The sequence below is a fragment of the Pseudomonas sp. R28(2017) genome, from assembly GCF_002112505.1.
Classification (GTDB): domain Bacteria; phylum Pseudomonadota; class Gammaproteobacteria; order Pseudomonadales; family Pseudomonadaceae; genus Aquipseudomonas.
The window spans coordinates 479,996-498,090 of sequence record NZ_NEHW01000003.1; the positions used below are offsets into that span (position 1 = coordinate 479,996).

The following is an 18,095-nucleotide window of genomic DNA, read 5'->3' on the forward strand; positions in this document are numbered from 1 at the left end:
CTGCTGGAACTTCCCCCCTGAAAATCCACTCAAACCCGGCATATCGCCCGCGTGGCGGGCCGGTCCGTGGCCGCGCGCCTTATCAATGAGAACTGCTCCGTGCTCATGGCCAAGAACCTTCCTCCGTCGTTGTCAGGTACCCCGCCTCCCGAAGCCGCACAAACCTTGCTGGCCCTGCTCCACGCCCAGGGCGAGGTCGCCCGCCTGAGTGAACGCGAACAGCTCTACAGCTCGCTGCTCGACAGCGTCAACGCCGTGCTCTGGGCCTTCGACTGGGAGACCCGCCAGGTGCTCTACGTCAGCCCCGCCTACGAACGCATCTTCGGTCGCCCGGCCAGCCTGGTGCTGGCCGACTACAACGAATGGCGCGACAGCATCTACCCCGACGACCTGGAATTCGCCGAACGCAGCTTGGCGCAGGTGCTGCTCAAGGGCGCAGTGGAAGACCGCGAATACCGCATCCTCAACGCCAGCGGCCAGGTGCGCTGGCTCAGCGACAAGTGCTACATCAACCAGCAGAGCGACGGCGAGCGGGTGATCATCGTCGGCATCGCCGAAGACATCACCGAAAAGAAGCAGCTCGAAGGCGAACTGCAGCGCCTGGCCACCACCGACGTGCTGACCCAGAGCAGCAACCGCCGGCACTTCTTCGAATGCGCCCAGCAAGCCTTCGACAGTGCCCGTGAAGACGGCACGCCACTGGCCTTCCTGCTGCTGGACATCGACGACTTCAAGCGCATCAACGACAGCTACGGGCACCAGGAAGGCGACCAGGTATTGCAGCGTATCGCCGACAGCGGCAAGGCCGTGCTACGCCGTGGCGACCTGTTCGGGCGTATCGGTGGCGAGGAGTTCGCGGCGGTGTTCCCGGGCTGCAATGCACAGGTGGCCGAGCAGATTGCCGAGCGCCTGCAACGGGAGATTCAGCGGCAGGGCTTCAGCCATGGTGATGAAACGTACTGCGTCACGGTGAGCCAGGGGCTGACCGGGCTGACGGACGAAGACGAGTCGCTGGACAGCTTGTTCGCCCGTGCCGATGCGGCGATGTACCGGGCCAAGCGGCAAGGCAAGAACCAGATAGTCCGAGGCTGACTGGGGCTGCTGCGCAGCCCTTCGCGGGCAAGCCCGCTCCCACAAAGTACGGCGCCGCCCTCTAGAGCTCTACCATTCCTGTGGGAGCGGGCTCGCCCGCGAAGGGCTGCGAAGCGGCCCCAATATCTCAAGTCGAAGCTGGCGCTTCAGGAGCAGGCGGTTCCTCACCCTGCGGTTTCACCTCAGGATTCTCCACCTTGCGCAACCGGTTGAGCTCAGGCAGCCCAACCTTCAGCAAGCGTGCCGTCTTGTTGCTGGCGATCTTCTCCAGCCCCTGATCCGCCGGCAGCCGCGCCAGTTGCCCGGCCAGGTTCAAGGCCAGGATCTCCCGCGAATACACCCCGCCACCCAGCTGGTAGATCGCCGCGATCAGCTCGCGCAGGCTCAGCGGCAGGCGCCAGCGGGTACGCAACGCCGAGCCGAATGCTGCGCCAAACTCGTTGAGCGACTGCTGCACCCGGTCCTCGTCCAGCTCACCACCGGCCAGGCGCCACTCCTGCAGGCAGCGCAACACCGCCAGGTCGCCCAGGCAATGCAGCAGGCCGGCACAATAGCAGCGCTCCTGATCCAGCTCGAGCATGCGCGCCAGCGTACGGGCGTATTCGGCCGTGTGCAGCGACAGGTTCCAGTAATGCGTGGCATGTTGCGTCAGCAGCGGGTCACTCAGGCGTGCGCTGCGCTTGAGGGTGAGCCCGAGAATCAGGTTCATGCTCTGGGTGCTGCCGAGCTTGTTCAGCGCCTGCATCAGCGTCTGCACCGGTGCGTCACGGTGCAGGCTGGCACTGTTGGCAGCGGCGATGAGCACCGCCGTGATCTGCGGGTCGTCGCGCACTTCCTCTTCGAGCACCTTGAGGTTCAGGCCCTGCGGGTTGAGTGCGCGCTTGATCGCCACCTGCACGTCAGCGAACAGCGGCCCGCCATCGGCGGTGGCGCGGCGCTGTTCGAGGTAGGCCGGCAGGTTGGCGCCAGGCTGCAACGGCGGCACCGGGCAGGCGATCTGCTCGCCCACGGCCAGCAGCAGCTCTTCCAGGCTCTTGCGCAGCTTGTCCAGGTTCAGCGGCTTGCTCAGGTAGGCCGTGGGGTGCAGCGGCAACGCTTCGCGCACGCTGGCGCTGTCGCTGCGGTTGCTCATGAGAATGAACGGCAGCCCCGGGCCCTTGGCGCGCACCTTGCGCAGCAGGTCAAGGCCATCGAAGCCCGACAGTTCGCGCGCAGCGATGATCAGGTCGGGTTTGCTGGCCAGCGCCGTAAGCGCTTCAGAGCCGTCGGCGCAGACCTGCAAGCGCGCATCACAACGCACACTGAGCAACATTTCGCTCAGCATTTCGCGTACCCAAGGGTCGCCTTCGGCAATCAATACGCACGGCGGCGTGGGGTCTGCAGCACTCATGGCCAACTCCTGAATATCCCTGACACACAGTCCTTCGCAGCTTCCAAGGCAAATCCTCCCACAACCATAGCGTCACACGGCTTTTCTGGGCACAAAAAAAACCCGCCGAAGCGGGTTTTTTTTAGAAGCGCATCACATCAGGCGAGTTCAGCGAAGCACTCTTCGATGATGGCCAGGCCTTTGTCCAGCAGCGCGTCTTCGGCGGTCAGCGGAACCAGGATACGCAGGACGTTGCCGTAAGTACCGCAGGACAGCAGGATCAGACCCTTGTCGCGTGCCTTGGCCACAACCTGGGCAACGGCAGCAGCGTTCGGGGTGTGGGTGCCTTTTTCGAAGACTTCCACAGCGATCATCGAGCCCAGACCGCGGACGTCGCCGATGATCGGGTGCTTCTTCTGGATTTCGCGCAGGCCAGTGGTCAGGCGCTCACCGACAGCCTTGCTGCGGTCCAGCAGTTTTTCTTCCTCGAACACCTGGATAACGGCCAGGGCCGCGGCGCAGGCGATCGGCGAGCCGGCGTAGGTGCCGCCCAGGCCGCCCGGAGCGATGGCGTCCATGATCTCGGCCTTGCCGCACACACCGGCCAGCGGGAAGCCGCCAGCGATGGATTTGGCGAAGGTGGTCAGGTCAGGCGCGACGCCCATCTGTTCCATGGCGAAGAAGGTGCCGGTACGGCCAGCGCCGGTCTGCACTTCGTCGGCGATCAGCAGGATGCCGTGCTTGTCGCACAGCTCGCGCAGGCGCTTCATCAGCTCTTTCGGCGCTGGCAGGAAGCCGCCTTCGCCTTGTACGGGCTCGAGGATGATCGCGGCGATGTCGCGCGGCTCGGCGTCGTTCTTGAAGATGCGCTCGACCGAAGCGATGGCGTCGTCAACGCTCACACCGTGCAGTTCGCTCGGGAACAGGGCGCGGAAGATGCCGCCTGGCATCAGGCCCATGCCAGCGGAGTACGGCACGACCTTGCCGGTCAGGCCCAGGGTCATCATGGTACGGCCGTGGTAACCGCCGGTGAAGGCGATCACGCCAGCGCGGCCAGTGGCGGCACGGGCGATCTTGACGGCGTTCTCGACGGCTTCGGAGCCGGTGGAAACCAGCAGGGTCTTCTTGTCGAAGTCACCTGGGACCAGCTTGTTGATCTTCTCGCACAGCTCGACGTAAGGCTCGTAGGCCAGCACCTGGAAGCAGGTGTGGCTGACCTTGGTCAGCTGCTCTTGCACAGCTGCAACCACTTTCGGGTGCAGGTGGCCGGTGTTCAGTACTGCGATGCCGCCGGCGAAGTCGATCAGTTCGCGGCCTTCAACGTCGATCACTGTCGAGTTCTTCGCCGATTCGACGAAGATCGGGTGAATTTGGCCAACGCCACGTGGGACGGCGGCTACACGACGTTGCATCAAGGATTCGTTGGTCTTGCTCATGGTGCCCTCATTTGCGCCGATCAGCGGCGCTTTTATTCGGGGGTGGCTGGGTGTGCTCGCGAACAGTATTCGTTGATCGACTGCCGTGAACGCCCTGGCCACCAGGTACTGCGATGTCAAAAAGGCCAGCGAGACGTCGCTCTCGCGCCCCGCTGGCAGAGGTAAAACCGTTTACCCGGCGATCAGACGCTGATGCACAGGTATTTGATTTCGAGGTAGTCCTCGATACCGTACTTGGAGCCTTCGCGGCCCAGGCCCGAAGCCTTGATGCCGCCGAATGGCGCGACTTCGTTGGAGATCAGGCCGGTGTTGATACCCACCATGCCGTATTCCAGGGCCTCGGCAACACGGAACACACGGCTCATGTCACGGGCGTAGAAGTACGAGGCCAGGCCGAATTCGGTGTCGTTGGACATGGCGATGACTTCGGCTTCGTCTTTGAAGCGGAACAGCGGCGCCAGTGGGCCGAAGGTCTCTTCCTTGGCGACTGCAGCGGTTTTCGGCACGTCGACCAGAATGGTCGGTTCGAAGAAGTTGCCTTCGATCAGCTTGCCACCGGACAGCACCTTGGCGCCTTTGCCAACGGCGTCTTCGATGTGTTCCTGGACCTTGGCGACAGCCTTGCCGTCGATCAGCGGGCCAGTGGTGGTGCCTTCTTCCAGGCCGTTACCGATCTTCAGCTTGGCGACTGCAGCGGCCAGCTTCTGGGCGAACGCGTCGTAGACGCCGTCCTGCACGTAGATACGGTTGGCGCAGACGCAGGTCTGGCCGTTGTTGCGGTACTTGGAGATGATCGCGCCCTCGACCGCCTTGTCCAGGTCGGCGTCGTCGAACACGATGAACGGGGCGTTGCCACCCAGCTCCAGGGAAACCTTCTTGATGTCCTTGGCGCATTCTTCCATCAGCTGGCGGCCGATTTCGGTCGAGCCGGTGAAGGACAGCTTGCGTACCAGGGAGTTGCCGGTCAGCTCGCCGCCGACTTCGCCAGCGCTGCCGGTAACCACGCTCAGCACACCCGCCGGGATGCCGGCGCGGGTGGCCAGCTCGACCAGGGCCAGGGCGGAGTACGGGGTCTGCGAAGCAGGCTTGAGCACCATGGTGCAGCCAGCGGCCAGGGCCGGGCCGGCTTTACGGGTGATCATCGCGGCCGGGAAGTTCCACGGGGTGATGGCCGCGGTAACGCCGATCGGCTGCTTGATGACGATCAGGCGCTTGTCTGGCTGGTGGCCTGGGATGGTGTCACCGTAGACGCGCTTGGCTTCTTCGGCGAACCACTCGATGAACGAGGCGGCGTAGGCGATTTCGCCCTTGGCTTCGGCCAGCGGCTTGCCTTGTTCGGTGGTCATCAGGCGAGCCAGGTCGTCCTGGTTCTCGATCATCAGTTCGAACCAGCGACGCAGCTTGTTCGAACGCTCCTTGGCGGTCAGTGCGCGCCAGGCCGGCAGGGCCTTGTCGGCAGCTTCGATGGCGCGGCGGGTTTCCGCGGTGCCCATCTTCGGCACGGTACCGATGACTTCACCAGTGGCCGGGTTGGTCACATTGATGGTCTGGCCGCTGTCCGCATCCAGCCACTCACCGTTGATGAAGGCTTGCTGGCGGAACAACTGAGCGTCTTTGAGCTGCATGTCGGCTTCCCGAATTGTTGATTGTTTGAAAAGCGCCCAAGGCAGGGCATCGAGCGTTTGAAATCTCAAACGAATGCTAAGCGGCTGCTGGGGTGTTGGACAATAGGCTGTTCGAAAAAAAGAACGAATGGTCGAACAGACTGGGTAAAAATTCATGATTCTGCACAGTGGCAACCGGCCGCTTCGCGGGCAAGTCGGGGCGCCGAACCGCCGCTCCCACAGGTACTGCACAGGCACTGAAAACTGTGGAGATCCTGTGGGAGCGGCGGTTCGGCGCCCCGACTTGCCCGAGAAGAGGTCGGTACAGGTTAGACGATGCAGCTGAAGGAAATGTGATGGGAGGACCGACGGCCCTCCCGGCAGGAATCGATCAGAATGCCTTGGCCAGGTCGATCACCAGCGCCCGGTAGCCAACCGAGCCAGGCTGGCGGCTGTGGACCTTGAGTTCCACCAATACCTCCTGGGTGCCACGACGCACTTCATTGAGCACCGTGGTGGTCAGTTTCTCGGGCGTGAGGAAATTCACCGATGCCGAATAGATGAACTGTGTGTCGGTCTCCGGCCGGTAGGCCACCACCGAGGTCACCGGGCTGTACCACTCGTCGCCGCGTTCCTTGCCGTACTCCCACACCTGCTCCACCCTGCCCTTGGCTTCATCGATCTTGTACTCGACCGCCCGGCTGTAGTTTCCGCTCAGCTTGGTCGGCGCAAAGTCGCGCCCCCAGCCGTTGTCGAACACGGTCAGTGTACCTTTGCCGGTAAGCCAGGCGGTGTGCTGGGTCCAGGACCAGTCGAAGCCTTCGCTCTCGACCGGGGTCAGCACCTTCTCGCGCAGATGCTGCGGCCAGCCTTGTGGCGAAGCGAGAATCCACTTCACCTGCTTGTCTCGCCCGATCTTCACCACGCCCTGATGCCGCGCTGAAACGATAATGCTGTCGTCATCGGCGTCGTAGTCAATGGCATTGACGTGTGCCCAGTTACGCCCGGTGCCTACCCCCGGGGTATCGCCGAACGGCAAGTTGCCTTCGGCCAGTTCGTTGGCCAGCCGGTCATCCTGTTTCTGCACGCCTTCGGGCAGCTGGATGGCCGCCTTGCCCAGGGTTTCCAGCAGGTCGCCGCGATAGGGATCGAGGATCTGGTTCAGGTCCCAGAAGTCCAGTACGTCGCCTGCTTCGCTGACCTCGATGATGTGGTCGCGGATCGAGCGTACCCGCTTGCCATCCGGGCGACGGTAGTCGCTGGTGCCGACTCGCAGCAGGTAGGTGCCGTTGCTGGTTTCGCGGATCTCGTGGGAGAAGTCGGCAAACTTGTCCGGCAGGGTGCGCTGCCAGATGCGCCGGCCGAGCAGGTCGTACTTGGAGTAGGTCTGGCCCTGGCCCCAGATCAGCTTGCCGTCGCGGGTCTGCTGGAAGCCCATGGTCCCGCCCAGGCCGTCGCGACGGTTGGAATCGTGGATCTGCTCGATATCCAGGTACCAGCGCACATCACCGTTGCTGTCGGCGATCCAGTTGTTGCCGACCTGGTCCCACTCGGCAGCGCCGCCCAGGCCGTTCCACTTGAAGGCGCGGCCGCCGGGGATGTCACCTTGCAGGTGGTTGAACAGGTACAGGCGCTGCTCGAAGCCTGGCGCCACCTTGACCGGTTCCACCTGCGGCAGTGCGGCCGTCTGTTTCGCCACCACCGGCAGGCGCACGGCCGGGGCGTAGATCTGGTACTGCTCGCGGATGCGCTCGCCGTCGAGCTTGTAGGTCACTTCCACCTGGTTGACGTGATCCGGGTACAGGCCGAATACCGGGATGCCGCCATAGGTCCACAGCGAGCGTTCGGACACCTCGTAGGTGATGTCCACACCGCGCTCGCCCTTGCCGCGCACCCGCACATGGGCGGCGCTCAGGCTGCGACCACCGTCGCGGATGATCGCGGTCAGCGGTGCCAGGCGGTAGGGGTTGACCACCACATCGCCGAGCAGCGCCTCGCCGCGCTCGGGGACTTTGGCAGTGAGGCAGGCGCCTTCAGGCAGCGCGGGGGTTTCGGTCTTGGCATTCATGGCAAAGCTCCTTGTGCTCAGAAGTCGTAACGGGCGGTGGCGCCGAAGGTGCGCGGGGTACCGAGCACGCCGGCATAACCACCGTTGGCGGAGTTCCACAGGCTGGTGAAATAGGTCTTGTCGCCGGCGTTCTTCACCCACAGCGACAGGTCGACCACGCCGTCGCCCTGGTCCAGGCGCACACCGGCTGAGAGGTTGACCAGCGCGTAGCTGGGGATCTGGCCGAAGTCGGAATCGTCGATGGTGCCCACGGCTTTTGAACGGAACGCGTAGCTGGCCGTGACATAGGGCTCGACGTGCTGGCTGGCCTGCCACTTGTATTCGCCGTTGAGGTTGGCGATGTACTTGGAGGCGCCGACCACCTGGTGGCCGGACAGGTCGCAGGTGGCGGTGGCATTGGCCAGGCTCACCTCAGGCGGGCATGGAGCATCCTTGTAGTCGGTGTAGCGCACGTCATTCCACGAACCATTGAAGTTGACCGTCAGGCCGCGGATCGGCAGCGCCGTGGCTTCGAATTCCAGCCCGCGCGAGCGCACGCTGCCGGCGTTGGCCAGGTACTGCACGCGGTTGATCTGGTCGTAGACGTTGGCCTGATAACCGTGCACCTCGGCCCAGAACAGGTTGGTATTGAGCTGCAGGCGGTCGTCGAACAGCGAGCTTTTCAGGCCCAGTTCGGCGTTGTTGACCCGCTCGGTACCGACCAGCAGCGAGTCGGTACCCAAGCGTGGCGCGGCACCGACCGTGAGGTTGATACCGCCGGACTTCTCACCGTGGGTGAGGGTGGCATAACCGAGCAGTTGCTCGTTGAAGCGGTAGCTCAGGCCCAGCAGGCCGGAGGGGCTGAAGCTGTACTGGTTGAGGTCACCCGAGTCGTACGCCCCTACCCTGCCCTGGCGCGCAGCGGCGGCGGCCCCGGTCACGGCGGCTCCGCCGGTTGGCGCATCGCGGGTCACCCAGGCGCTCTTTTCCTCGTAGGTGCCGCGGATACCGGCGGTGAAGTCCAGGCGGTCGGTAAGGTGCCAGGTACCTTGGGCGAACAGCGCGTAGCTGTCGGTATCGATATGGCCGTTGCCGATGGTATTGACGTTGGCCAGGGCGCCCGCCGGGGTGATGTTCCAGATGTCGGCCTGGGGGCCGTAATACGTGAAGGACTTGTTGTCTAGGTCCTGCTTGAAGTAGTACGCGCCGAGCACATAGTCGAACAAGCCACCGGTAGGCGAAGCCAGGCGGATTTCCTGGGAGTATTGCTTGTCGCGTACCGACACCCCCGCGCTGTAGAACACCGGCACATCGAGGCCGTCGTCGTTGCGCGGGGTGAAATCCCACCAGCGATAGGCGCTGATCGAGGTCAGGGTGAAGTCGTTGGGCAGGGTCCAGTTGGCCTCCACCGAGGTCCCACCCTGGAACACCGTCACCTGTTGATCGGCATCGAAGTTGACCTTGCGGTCCTTGCCCGACACCAGCGTGGCGCCCGCCTGGGCGGCCAGGCTCTCGTAGCGGTTGACGCCGTTGATGGTCGGCCCGGTGCTGTACAGGCTGAGGATGCCGTTGTTGGAGTCTTCCTCGTTGTATTCGCCGATCCAGCGCAGGTTGAAGGTTTCGCTCGGCTCGAACAGCAACTGGGTACGAAAGCCCTGGCGCTTGCCGCCGTTGAGATCATCACCGTTGTGGATGTTCTTCACATAGCCATCGTCCTCGGTGTGATAGGCACTGATGCGCCCGGCCAGCGTCTCGGTGATCGGCCCGGAGTAGCTGCCCTGGGTCTGCAGGTAGCCATCCTCGCCAATCGATTGCTGGATGCTCCCCTCCGGGTGGAAGGTCGGTTTGCGCGTGGTGATGTTCAGCACGCCTGCCGTGGTGTTCTTGCCGAACAGCGTGCCCTGCGGGCCGCGCAGCACTTCCAGCTGCTCGACGTCGAGCAGGTCGAACACGGCCATGCCCGGGCGGCCCAGGTAGACGTTGTCCAGGTAGATGCCGACGCTGCCTTCCAGGCCATCGCTGGCCGGGTTGTTGCCCAGGCCACGAATCGAGATGCTCGACTGGCGTGCATGCACATAGGCGACGTTGGTGCTGGGCACCAGCTGTTGCAAATCCTGCACACGGTAGATGCGCTGGGTTTCCAGGGTTTCGCTGCTGAGCACGCTGATCGGCGTGGGCACGCTCTGGGCGGTTTCTTCACGGCGGCGGGCATTGACCGTGACCGTGCCGAGCTTGGCCTCCTGCTCTACAGCCGGGGTAACGCTGACGGGCTCTTCGGCGAAGCTGCCGTTGGATGCTGCCAGCAACACGCCGGCGGCCAAGGGTTGCAAGGTGAAACGCGACGCGCGCGCAGGCCAACGGGAAAGTCCGGACATGCAGATGCTCCTTGAGGCATGGGCCCTGGGCGAGCATTTCCGTTGGCGGAACCGAATCGCGGTCAGATGGGCTTATATTCTTTTAAGAGATATAAATATTTGTAATTCATATTTTGTGGAATAAGTGACTCCCTTTATAAGGTGGGTAACCCACTTCATCAATTGCATTCGACCGAAAGTTTTCATGTAGAAAATGCATATCGACCTCCGCCAGCTCCGCCACTTCATCGCCCTTGTCGAGCACCGCAGCTTCGTCGCCGCAGCGGCTGCGGTGAACCTGTCGCAATCGGCCTTCAGCCGCAGCATCCAGACCCTGGAGCACAACATCGGCTGCCGCCTGGTCGACCGCGCCAGCAAGGAACTCTCCCCTACCCGCCAAGGGTTGCTGGTGCTGGAGCACTCGCGGCGCCTGGTGCATGGCGCGCACAACCTGGTCAACGAGATCCATCAGTTCAACGGCGCCACCACAGGTGTGGTGCGCTTCGGCTCCGGCCCGGCACCCGCCGGCGGCCTGGTGCCACGGGCGGTGGCACGCTTCGTCGCCGAGTACCCGGCGGCGCGCACCTGTTTCCAGGTGGATAACTGGCAGGCGCTGAACCGCAAGCTGATCGCCGAGGAAATCGAGTTCTTCGTTGCCGACACCCGCCAGTTCGAGTCCGACCCGGATTACCGCGTGCACAAGCTGGCACCGCAGCGCTGGCACTTCTGCTGCCGGGCCGGGCACCCGCTGACCGAGCAGGCCGAGGTACGTGCACGGGATGTGTTCGACTACCCCCTGGCGACCACTTTCCGCCCGCCGAACATCCGCAAGATCCTCAGCGACCTCAGCGGGCGCCAGGATTTTCTGCCGACGGTGGAGTGCGAGCATGGCTATGCGCTGCTGAACGTGGTGATGCATTCGGACACCATTGGCATCGCCTGCAATGCCAACTTGCGGCCTTACCAGATGGAGCGGGGACTGGTGGCGTTGCAACTGGTGGACCTGGCACCGGAGCAGGAAGAGGCGTTCTACACCCGCTATGGGGTGGTGAGCCGGGTGGGATATGGCTTGTCGCCACTGGCGCAGGGGTTGGTCAGGCAGCTGATTGCCTGTGACACCGAGATCTGAGGGGCCAAAAGGCCCCTGTGGGAGCGGGCTTGCCCGCGAACACCGGCAGAGCCGGTGCCATCCATCGCGGTGCCGGCTTCGCGGGCAAGCCCGCTCCCACAGAAGTACCCTACAGAGCTCATGCCTTGTGGATAGTCCGGCTCAACTGCCCATCAACACCAACCGGCACCTCGCCGGCCAGGGTCACACGGCGCACCACCCGCGGCTGGGTACCGTAGTCATCCACCGCATAATGCTGCGTGGCGCGGTTATCCCAGATCGCCACATCCCCCGCCTGCCAGCGCCAGCGCACGGTGTTCTCCAGCCGCGTCACATGCCCCTGCAGTACCGCGAACAGGTGCTGCGAGTCGGCCAATGAATAGCCCTTGATGCGCTTCACGAAGTGCCCCAGCTGCAACGCCCGTTCCCCACTGATCGGGTGCACCCGCACCACCGGGTGCTCGGTTTCGTACACGGTCGAGGTGAACACCTTGCGATAACGCTCAAGCTTCGCCGGGTCGACATCGGGCTTGATGCTCGCATAATCGTATTCATTGCTGTGCACCGCCCACAGTTTGTCGGCCAGCTCGCGCAGCGGCTCGGGCAGCTCCTGGTAGGCCGCCGCCGTGTTGGCCCACACGGTATCGCCACCGGAAGCCGGCGCCACCACGCTGCGCAGGATCGAGGCTTTGGGGTAGGCATCGACGAAGGTCACGTCGGTGTGCCAGGAGTTGGCCCGCTGGCCTTCGGCGCCGTCCAGCTGCAGCAGGTAGCTGGTGCCATCCACCACCGGTACGGTGGGGTGGGCGACCGGTTCGCCGAGCAGCTTGGCAAAGCCTTCCTGGTTCAGGTCGTCCAGGTGGGTCTGGCCACGGAAGAAGATCACCTTGTGTTTCACCAGGGCGGCCTGGATGGCGTCAACGATGGCGGCATCCAGGTCGGCGGACAGCTTCAGCCCACGGATTTCGGCGCCGATGCGGCCGGCAACCGGGTGGATGTCGAGTTCGAGGGCGTGTGGCGCTAAGGCCTGTGCGGCATTGCTCATGGTCGTGGTCCTTGCGGTCATGGTCGGGTTGTGGGTTCAGCGGGCGGCCTGCACGGCCTGTTGGTGTTGCAGTGCGCTATCGAGGAAGCGCGGCTCGATCCACTCGGAAACCTGGAAGCCGCGGCGGATCAGGCGCTCGCGGGCAGCCAGGTCGACGCCCTGCTGCAACTGGGCGACAAAGTCGGCGTCCAGCCGTGGATCGAAGTAATGGGCGAGGTCTTCCTGGGCCAGGTCATCACTGAGGATGCTGCGTGGCCAATTGGCGTTGCTGGCCACCAGGTCGACGTAGGCGTCGCGGTTGTGCTCGTCGCGCAGCCAGCTGGTGGCCTGCTCCTGGGCATTGACCAGGCGCTGTACCAGATCGGGGTACTTGCGGATGAAATCGCCCGTGCCGAGCAATACCGCCTGGGTGCTGCCGGCACCTGCCAGATCGCGGGAATTGACCGGCAACTCGACCAGCCCGCGCTCACGCAGCGACAGCAGGCTGGACAGGCCCCAGGTGGCGTCGATCTGTTTGGCGGCCAGCGCCGCGTTGGCGGCGTTGAAATCCAGGTTGATCACTTTCAGGTCACGCTCGGACAGCCCTTGGCTGGCCAACGCGCTGGCGAACGACAGCTGGTTGGCGGTGCCGCGGAACACCGCCACACGCTTGCCCTTGAGGTCGTGCAGGGTCTTGATGCCGGAGCCCGGTACCACGCCCAGGTAGCTCTTCACCCCACGCACGCCGGCTGACAGCACGCGGGTATCGAGGCCATTGGCCTTGCCGACGATCGCCGCCAGGTCGCCCAGGTAGGCGAAGTCGGCCTGGCCGTTGGCCAGGGCTTCGTTGACCACAGGGCCTGCGCCCTTGAAGAAGTGCCAGTCGATACGGATGCCGTCTTTGGCGAATTCCTTTTCCAGCAGTTGCTGGTCACGCAGCACATCGACCACGCCGCCAGCACTGTGCTTGCTGCCAGCGCTCAGGTCAGGCACGGCGATGCGGATGCTCTCTGGCTTGGCCGGCTCGGCAGCGTGGGCGCCCAGGCTGAAGGCCAGACCGAGGGCGGTGATCAGGTGGCGCAGTGGGGTTTTCATGGCAAGGCTCCTTGGCAGGCTGCCACCGGCGATGGCCGGCGCTTTGGCCAGAAGCTAGGCAGGTCTGGTTAGAACCTACAAAGATCAAAATTTCATTTTTTAGTAACTGAAAGACATAAATGAGGAACCATGCGGGGCGCGGGGGGGCTTGCGGGAAACGCATGGAAAATATGAGCAAAACGCAATGACAAGGGGGTTCCGCATGCATGGCTTGCATGCTCTTATCTCTTGAAAGTCACTTGTGTGAATTTTTAATTCCATAAGTGAATAACATTGGAACGCTTCGAGAGATGGCCGATGAATGGAGTTCTGAGCAGGAATCGGGGGGGGCCGCTGCACGGCCCATTCGCGGCGCAAGGCCGCTCCCACAGGGCCCGCATCCTCTCCGGGAAGCGGGCTCTACCTTGGTTGCTGCCAGCGTTGATTGCGCTGCTGTGGGTGGTGGCGAGCCGGCAGCACTGGATGAGCGAGCAGATCCTGCCGGCACCGTCGCTGGTGTGGCAGAGCGCGCTGGAGTTTGGCTCCGGTGAGCTCTGGGGGCACTTGTGGATAAGTCTGCAGCGGCTGCTCTGGGGGCTGTTGGCGGGCATCAGCAGCGGCTTGCTGCTCGGCACCTGGCTGGGCACCTCACGCCATGCGCAGACCTTGGTGCTGCCGACCTTCGTGGCCTTGGCGCAGATCCCCACCCTGGCCTGGATCCCGCTGTTCATGCTGTTCTTCGGTATCGGCGAACTGCTCAAGCTGGTGGTGCTGGTGAAGGCGGTGGTGGTGCCGGTCACCTTGCACACCCTGGTTGGCGTGCGCGATGCCCAGCCCAAGCTGCGCGAAGCCGCCGCCGCCCTGCGCCTGCCACGCCATCTGTTGTTCCTGCGCCTGCTGCTGCCGGCCGCCCTGCCCGCCTTCCTCACCGGCGTGCGCCTGGCCCTGGCGACTGGCTGGACCTCGTTGCTGGCCGTTGAATTGCTGGCCTCCAGCGAAGGCATCGGTTACCTGATGGTCTGGGGCCGGCAGCTGTTCATGCTCGACCTGGTGCTGTTGTGCATCCTGGTGATCGGCCTGGTCGGCGCGCTGCTGGAACGTGGCTTCTCGACCCTGGAAAAGCGCCTGCTGTACTGGCCGCAACCGGCCACCGGCGAACAACAGCGCGGGCCCATTCCTCGGGGCTGGCAAAGCCTGCTGCTCCCGGCGGCACTGCTGGCGCTGTGGCAGGCCAGCAACAGCTTCGGCTGGGTCGACCCGAACATCCTCACTTCCCCGCTGAACGTATTGCACACACTGTTCAGCGGCCTGGCCGATGGTTCGCTGCCAGAGGCCATGCTGCTGAGCCTGCAGCGCACCCTGACCGGCCTGCTCCTGGGCGGCGGCGCCGGCTTGCTCAGCGGGCTGTTGCTGGGGCTGTCCCACCACGCAGAACGCCTTTTCGGGCCAAGCTTTTCGGCCCTGCGCCAGGTGGCACTGTTCGCCTGGGTACCCTTGCTCACCGCCTGGTTCGGCCTGGGCGAAGGGGCCAAGAACGTGTTCGTCGGCCTGGCTGCATTCTTTCCACTGCTGATCGCCACCCAACGTGGTATCGCCAGCCTGTCGCCACAACTGGGCGAGGCGGCCCGCACGCTACGCCTGAACCTGTGGCAACGCCTGCGCCTGCTGGTGTTGCCGGGTGCTGCCCCGGCCATTTTTGCCGGCCTGCGCCTGTCGCTGATCTATGCCTGGCTCGGCACCATCGGCGCCGAGTACTTCATGCCCTCGGACGGCGGCATCGCCAGCCTGATGATCGGCGCCCAGCAACTGTTCCGCATGGACCAGGTCATGGCCGCGATGGTCCTGATCGGCCTGGTCGGCGCCCTGCTCGGCGCCCTCGGTCAACGCCTCGAATCGCGCGCCACGCGCTGGAGAACCGCATGAATGCCTTCAATGCCTCACACCTGCTCGCGGCCAACCAGGCCGACACCACGCCACCGCTGGTCAGCTTCGAAGGCGTCGGCAAAACCTTCAGCGTCGATGGCCAGCCCTTCGAGGCCATCCGCAACTTCAACCTGGCCATCAACGAAGGCGAGTTCATCGCCATCGTTGGCGCCTCGGGCTGCGGCAAGTCGACCTTGCTGCGCCTGCTGGTCGGTCTGGACACCGAATACAGCGGCAGCATCCGCGTCGATGGCCAGGCGGTCAGCGGCATCGGCGGCGAGCGTGGCATCGTGTTTCAGGAACATCGCCTGTTCCCCTGGCTGACGGTGGAGCAGAACATCGGCCTGGGCCTGGTCAACGAACACCTCAGCCAGGGCGAGCGCGCCCGGCGTGTGCACGAGTTCGTGCAACTGGTGGGCCTGGTCGGTTTCGAATCGGCCTACCCGCACCAGCTGTCCGGCGGCATGGCCCAGCGCGTGGCGATTGCCCGTGGCCTGGTGGCCAGCCCGCGCATCCTGCTGCTCGACGAGCCGTTCGGCGCGCTCGATGCACTGACCCGCCAGCAATTGCAGGACGAACTGCTGGCTATCCGCGAACGCGCCGGCATCACCACCTTGCTGGTGACCCACGATGCCGAAGAAGCTACCTACCTGGCCGACCGGGTCGTGGTGCTGGAGCCGCGCCCCGGTCGCATCAAGTCGGTGGTGGACGTCGACCTGCCGCACCCGCGCCTGCGCACCGGTGTGGCGTTGCATGGGCTGCGCGAAAAGGTCCTGCACCAGATTACCGGAGACGGCGGCTACCTGCCGCCGCCGGCACGCCGGGTAGAAGGGTTGCGGCCAGAGCTGATCGCCCTCTAGGGCCACTGCGCAGCCGGGAAGAATCGCTCGACCACAGCGTCATGCTGCACCAGCTGCTGGTAAGCCTGGCGGTCGAAGGGCAAGCCGGTGCGCATGGCGTAGACCGGTTTGCCTGCAGGCTTGGCGACTTCCCGCAAGCGGATGCGCAGGAAACGGTAATGCGCACCGCCGACCTCGCCAGCAGACTCGATCTGGAAGTAACGCCCGGGTGTGAACAGTACTTCCGCCTCCTGCCAGTTCAACGACAAAGAGGCCACCGGCACGCCACTGGCCTGGCCATCGGCGAGCAGTTCGTACAACACCGTGTTGTCGTCGAAATGCCCCGCCACCTGTTCCAGCGGCAGGTCGACCGCCTCCTTGGGCAGCATGAACCGGCGCGGGATGAACGGGCTCTCGGTAAAGGACGTGATGTCGGTGCTGACCAGCACGTCGCCTTGGCGAATTGCCCCGGCCCGCCAGCGCTCCCCGATGGTCACACGCGGGCCACGGCCTCCGCGCCACAGCACCTTGGCGCCGCTGCCAGGGAGTTGCTCCATCGAGTCGAACAGGTTGTCGAGGTAGGCCCGCAGCTCGTCTTCAGGTATCGCAGCCAGGCGCTGCCTACCGATGCTGAATACATCGTTGACCTTGGCCATGTGCCCACTGTATTGCTCGATCAGGTTGTTGTGCACTTCACCTTCGTGCCTGAAGCTGTAGAAGCGCTCGCCTTGGCGCTCCACATGCGGCGTGCCGAATTCGTCCATCGGCGCCATGTGCCCTTCGAACTCGGGCAGGTCGGCCCGGTTCAGCAAGCCCCTGTGGCGCTGGCGCACAGCACGCGAAACCAGGTCGCTGGCGGTGTCATCCACCTCCATGTAAGCATCCCACTGTTCTGGAGCGCCCTTCGGCAGCACCGAGAACGCCGAAAACGCTATCACCAGCACATCGCACAGCGCTGAAGTGAAGACTTCGATGCGTTGAGCCTTGGTTGGAGCATGCACCAACGCATCGATATCCAGCGCCAGGCGAATGCTGCCGAGCACGAGCAGCACCATGCCGTAGGGCTGCCACGCCAGGGTGAACACACTCAGTAGAGCGATCACCATGCCCAGCTCATGGCGCCAGAGCTGCTTGCGCAGGTCGCTGTTGGAGACCAGAACACGGTGGCTGGCTTCAATGTCCTCCTTGACCCAGTCAGCCATCTGCTCGAACAGCGGCCGAGAGACTTCGGCGCCCAAGCCAAACGGCCAGTGTGGCACCGGGCCCGTGCCGCTGCGCTCACGCAGTTTCTGCAGCCCTGCCTTGCGCGTGGCTTCGTCAACCTGGGCGTACGGCTGGTGCAGGGCGTCGTACCAGCGCTGCCCATCTTCCGCGTGCAAACGCCCGGACACCCAGCTGCGCAAAGCGGCTACGTCATCGAATGCCCGCAGTACCACGTCCGCCGTCGGGGTATAGAGAAGAAAACGGCCATTGGGGACAGCGAAGGTCAGCAGGTGCCCCCCACCGTGCATCGGGTAGTACCGAACGGAATAGGTTCCGCCGCCGCCCGGGCCTTGCAAGCTGGCCAGGCTCAGACGCTTCCCGGCCTCCAGCCCCAACCAGACCCATAGCCGCTGGCGATCCTCGGTGGTGATATGGCCATCGGCGAGGCTGCTTTCGATGGCGGCGATGAAACGAACCTTGAGCAGCAACGGCAAGTCCCTGCCTTCACTGCGCCAGAACCGATCCGTGCGCTCACGCACCACGCTGGCAAAGTCGAGATCCCAGAAATGCCCCCTGACCTGCACCGGGTCGAGCTTAACTTCATTGTCCGCACCGTATGCCTTCGCGTCCGGGCCTGCATGGTAAAACCCATTCAAGCGGAAGATCGCATCGGCATCTTCATCCTGCACCTCGACATCAAGCCGCCTGATCCACAACTCGGTAAAGGTCAGCGAGCTGACCGGTGCATGGTGGTGGGTCCAGCCGGTAAAGCAGCGGGCTCGCCGGTTGTCCCCCGTACGGAAGTGGTGCCACCACACCTGGTCGGGGTCCAGTGCCAGGCCGGTCTGCATCGACAGGTACGCGCTTGCCTGCTCATGCGCCAGCGAATGCAAATCAGGAAATGCCTCGCGGTATCGCCGGGCCTTTTCCACAATCACCTTGGCGTCCTTGAGCCACGCCAGGCTCTGCTCGTAGGGGTCGCTCATGCTTATGTTCCTCGGTTCGAAAGCCTTGAAACTGCT

The 18,095-nt window shown here is 64.0% G+C and carries 12 protein-coding genes; 4 read left to right on the forward strand and 8 right to left on the reverse strand.

The genetic code is table 11. From position 1 onward, the window contains the following. Window positions 1-105 precede the first annotated feature (105 nt). Entirely contained in the window at window positions 106-1,092 is a 987-nt protein-coding gene (locus CAF78_RS07665) for a sensor domain-containing diguanylate cyclase (protein WP_085678576.1), read from the forward strand. A 127-nt stretch (window positions 1,093-1,219) separates the two neighbouring features. On the opposite strand, the gene CAF78_RS07670 is transcribed toward CAF78_RS07665, so the two are convergent. The 5 genes from CAF78_RS07670 to CAF78_RS07690 form a co-directional block, all read right to left on the reverse strand. After that, complete coding sequence (locus tag CAF78_RS07670) at window positions 1,220-2,482, reverse strand: response regulator (RefSeq protein ID WP_085678560.1); 1,263 nt, start codon at window positions 2,480-2,482, stop codon at window positions 1,220-1,222. Window positions 2,483-2,619: 137 nt separating this feature from the next. Further along, the gene (gabT, locus tag CAF78_RS07675; RefSeq protein WP_085678557.1) at window positions 2,620-3,897 is read right to left on the reverse strand and encodes a 4-aminobutyrate--2-oxoglutarate transaminase; all 1,278 of its coding nucleotides are present in this window, start codon (window positions 3,895-3,897) and stop codon (window positions 2,620-2,622) included. A gap of 182 nt (window positions 3,898-4,079) precedes the next feature. Then, window positions 4,080-5,522, reverse strand: a complete 1,443-nt coding sequence (gabD, locus tag CAF78_RS07680; protein ID WP_027917646.1) for an NADP-dependent succinate-semialdehyde dehydrogenase — start codon at window positions 5,520-5,522, stop codon at window positions 4,080-4,082. Between the two features lie 370 nt (window positions 5,523-5,892). Beyond that, complete coding sequence (locus tag CAF78_RS07685; RefSeq protein WP_085678554.1) at window positions 5,893-7,569, reverse strand: aryl-sulfate sulfotransferase; 1,677 nt, start codon at window positions 7,567-7,569, stop codon at window positions 5,893-5,895. 17 nt (window positions 7,570-7,586) lie between these two features. Then, window positions 7,587-9,923: a TonB-dependent receptor gene (locus tag CAF78_RS07690; RefSeq protein WP_085678552.1), complete on the reverse strand. Its 2,337-nt coding sequence runs from the start codon at window positions 9,921-9,923 to the stop codon at window positions 7,587-7,589. Window positions 9,924-10,116: 193 nt separating this feature from the next. Between CAF78_RS07690 and CAF78_RS07695 the strand changes: the two genes are divergently transcribed. After that, complete coding sequence (locus CAF78_RS07695; RefSeq protein ID WP_085678549.1) at window positions 10,117-11,031, forward strand: LysR family transcriptional regulator; 915 nt, start codon at window positions 10,117-10,119, stop codon at window positions 11,029-11,031. Between the two features lie 118 nt (window positions 11,032-11,149). Here CAF78_RS07695 and CAF78_RS07700 read toward each other — a convergent pair whose 3' ends face one another. Next, a complete protein-coding gene (locus CAF78_RS07700; RefSeq protein ID WP_085678546.1) occupies window positions 11,150-12,055 on the reverse strand; it encodes a TauD/TfdA family dioxygenase in 906 nt (301 codons plus the stop codon). 36 nt (window positions 12,056-12,091) lie between these two features. Continuing rightward, window positions 12,092-13,129 carry an ABC transporter substrate-binding protein gene (locus CAF78_RS07705; RefSeq protein WP_085678543.1) on the reverse strand — a complete coding sequence of 346 codons (1,038 nt, stop codon included), beginning with the start codon at window positions 13,127-13,129 and terminating at the stop codon, window positions 12,092-12,094. Window positions 13,130-13,426: 297 nt separating this feature from the next. Between CAF78_RS07705 and CAF78_RS07710 the strand changes: the two genes are divergently transcribed. Together CAF78_RS07710 and CAF78_RS07715 are read left to right on the forward strand one after the other, a co-directional pair. Continuing rightward, on the forward strand, window positions 13,427-15,031 hold the full coding sequence (locus tag CAF78_RS07710; RefSeq protein WP_177408506.1) for an ABC transporter permease: 1,605 nt from the start codon (window positions 13,427-13,429) through the stop codon (window positions 15,029-15,031). Beyond that, window positions 15,028-15,891: an ABC transporter ATP-binding protein gene (locus CAF78_RS07715; RefSeq protein ID WP_085678540.1), complete on the forward strand. Its 864-nt coding sequence runs from the start codon at window positions 15,028-15,030 to the stop codon at window positions 15,889-15,891. Before CAF78_RS07710 ends, CAF78_RS07715 begins: the two co-directional genes overlap by 4 nt. Here CAF78_RS07715 and CAF78_RS07720 read toward each other — a convergent pair. Beyond that, window positions 15,888-18,059, reverse strand: a complete 2,172-nt coding sequence (locus CAF78_RS07720; RefSeq protein WP_085678537.1) for a dermonecrotic toxin domain-containing protein — start codon at window positions 18,057-18,059, stop codon at window positions 15,888-15,890. The two genes, CAF78_RS07715 and CAF78_RS07720, sit on opposite strands and share 4 nt — an antisense overlap. Between the last annotated feature and the right edge of the window lie 36 nt (window positions 18,060-18,095).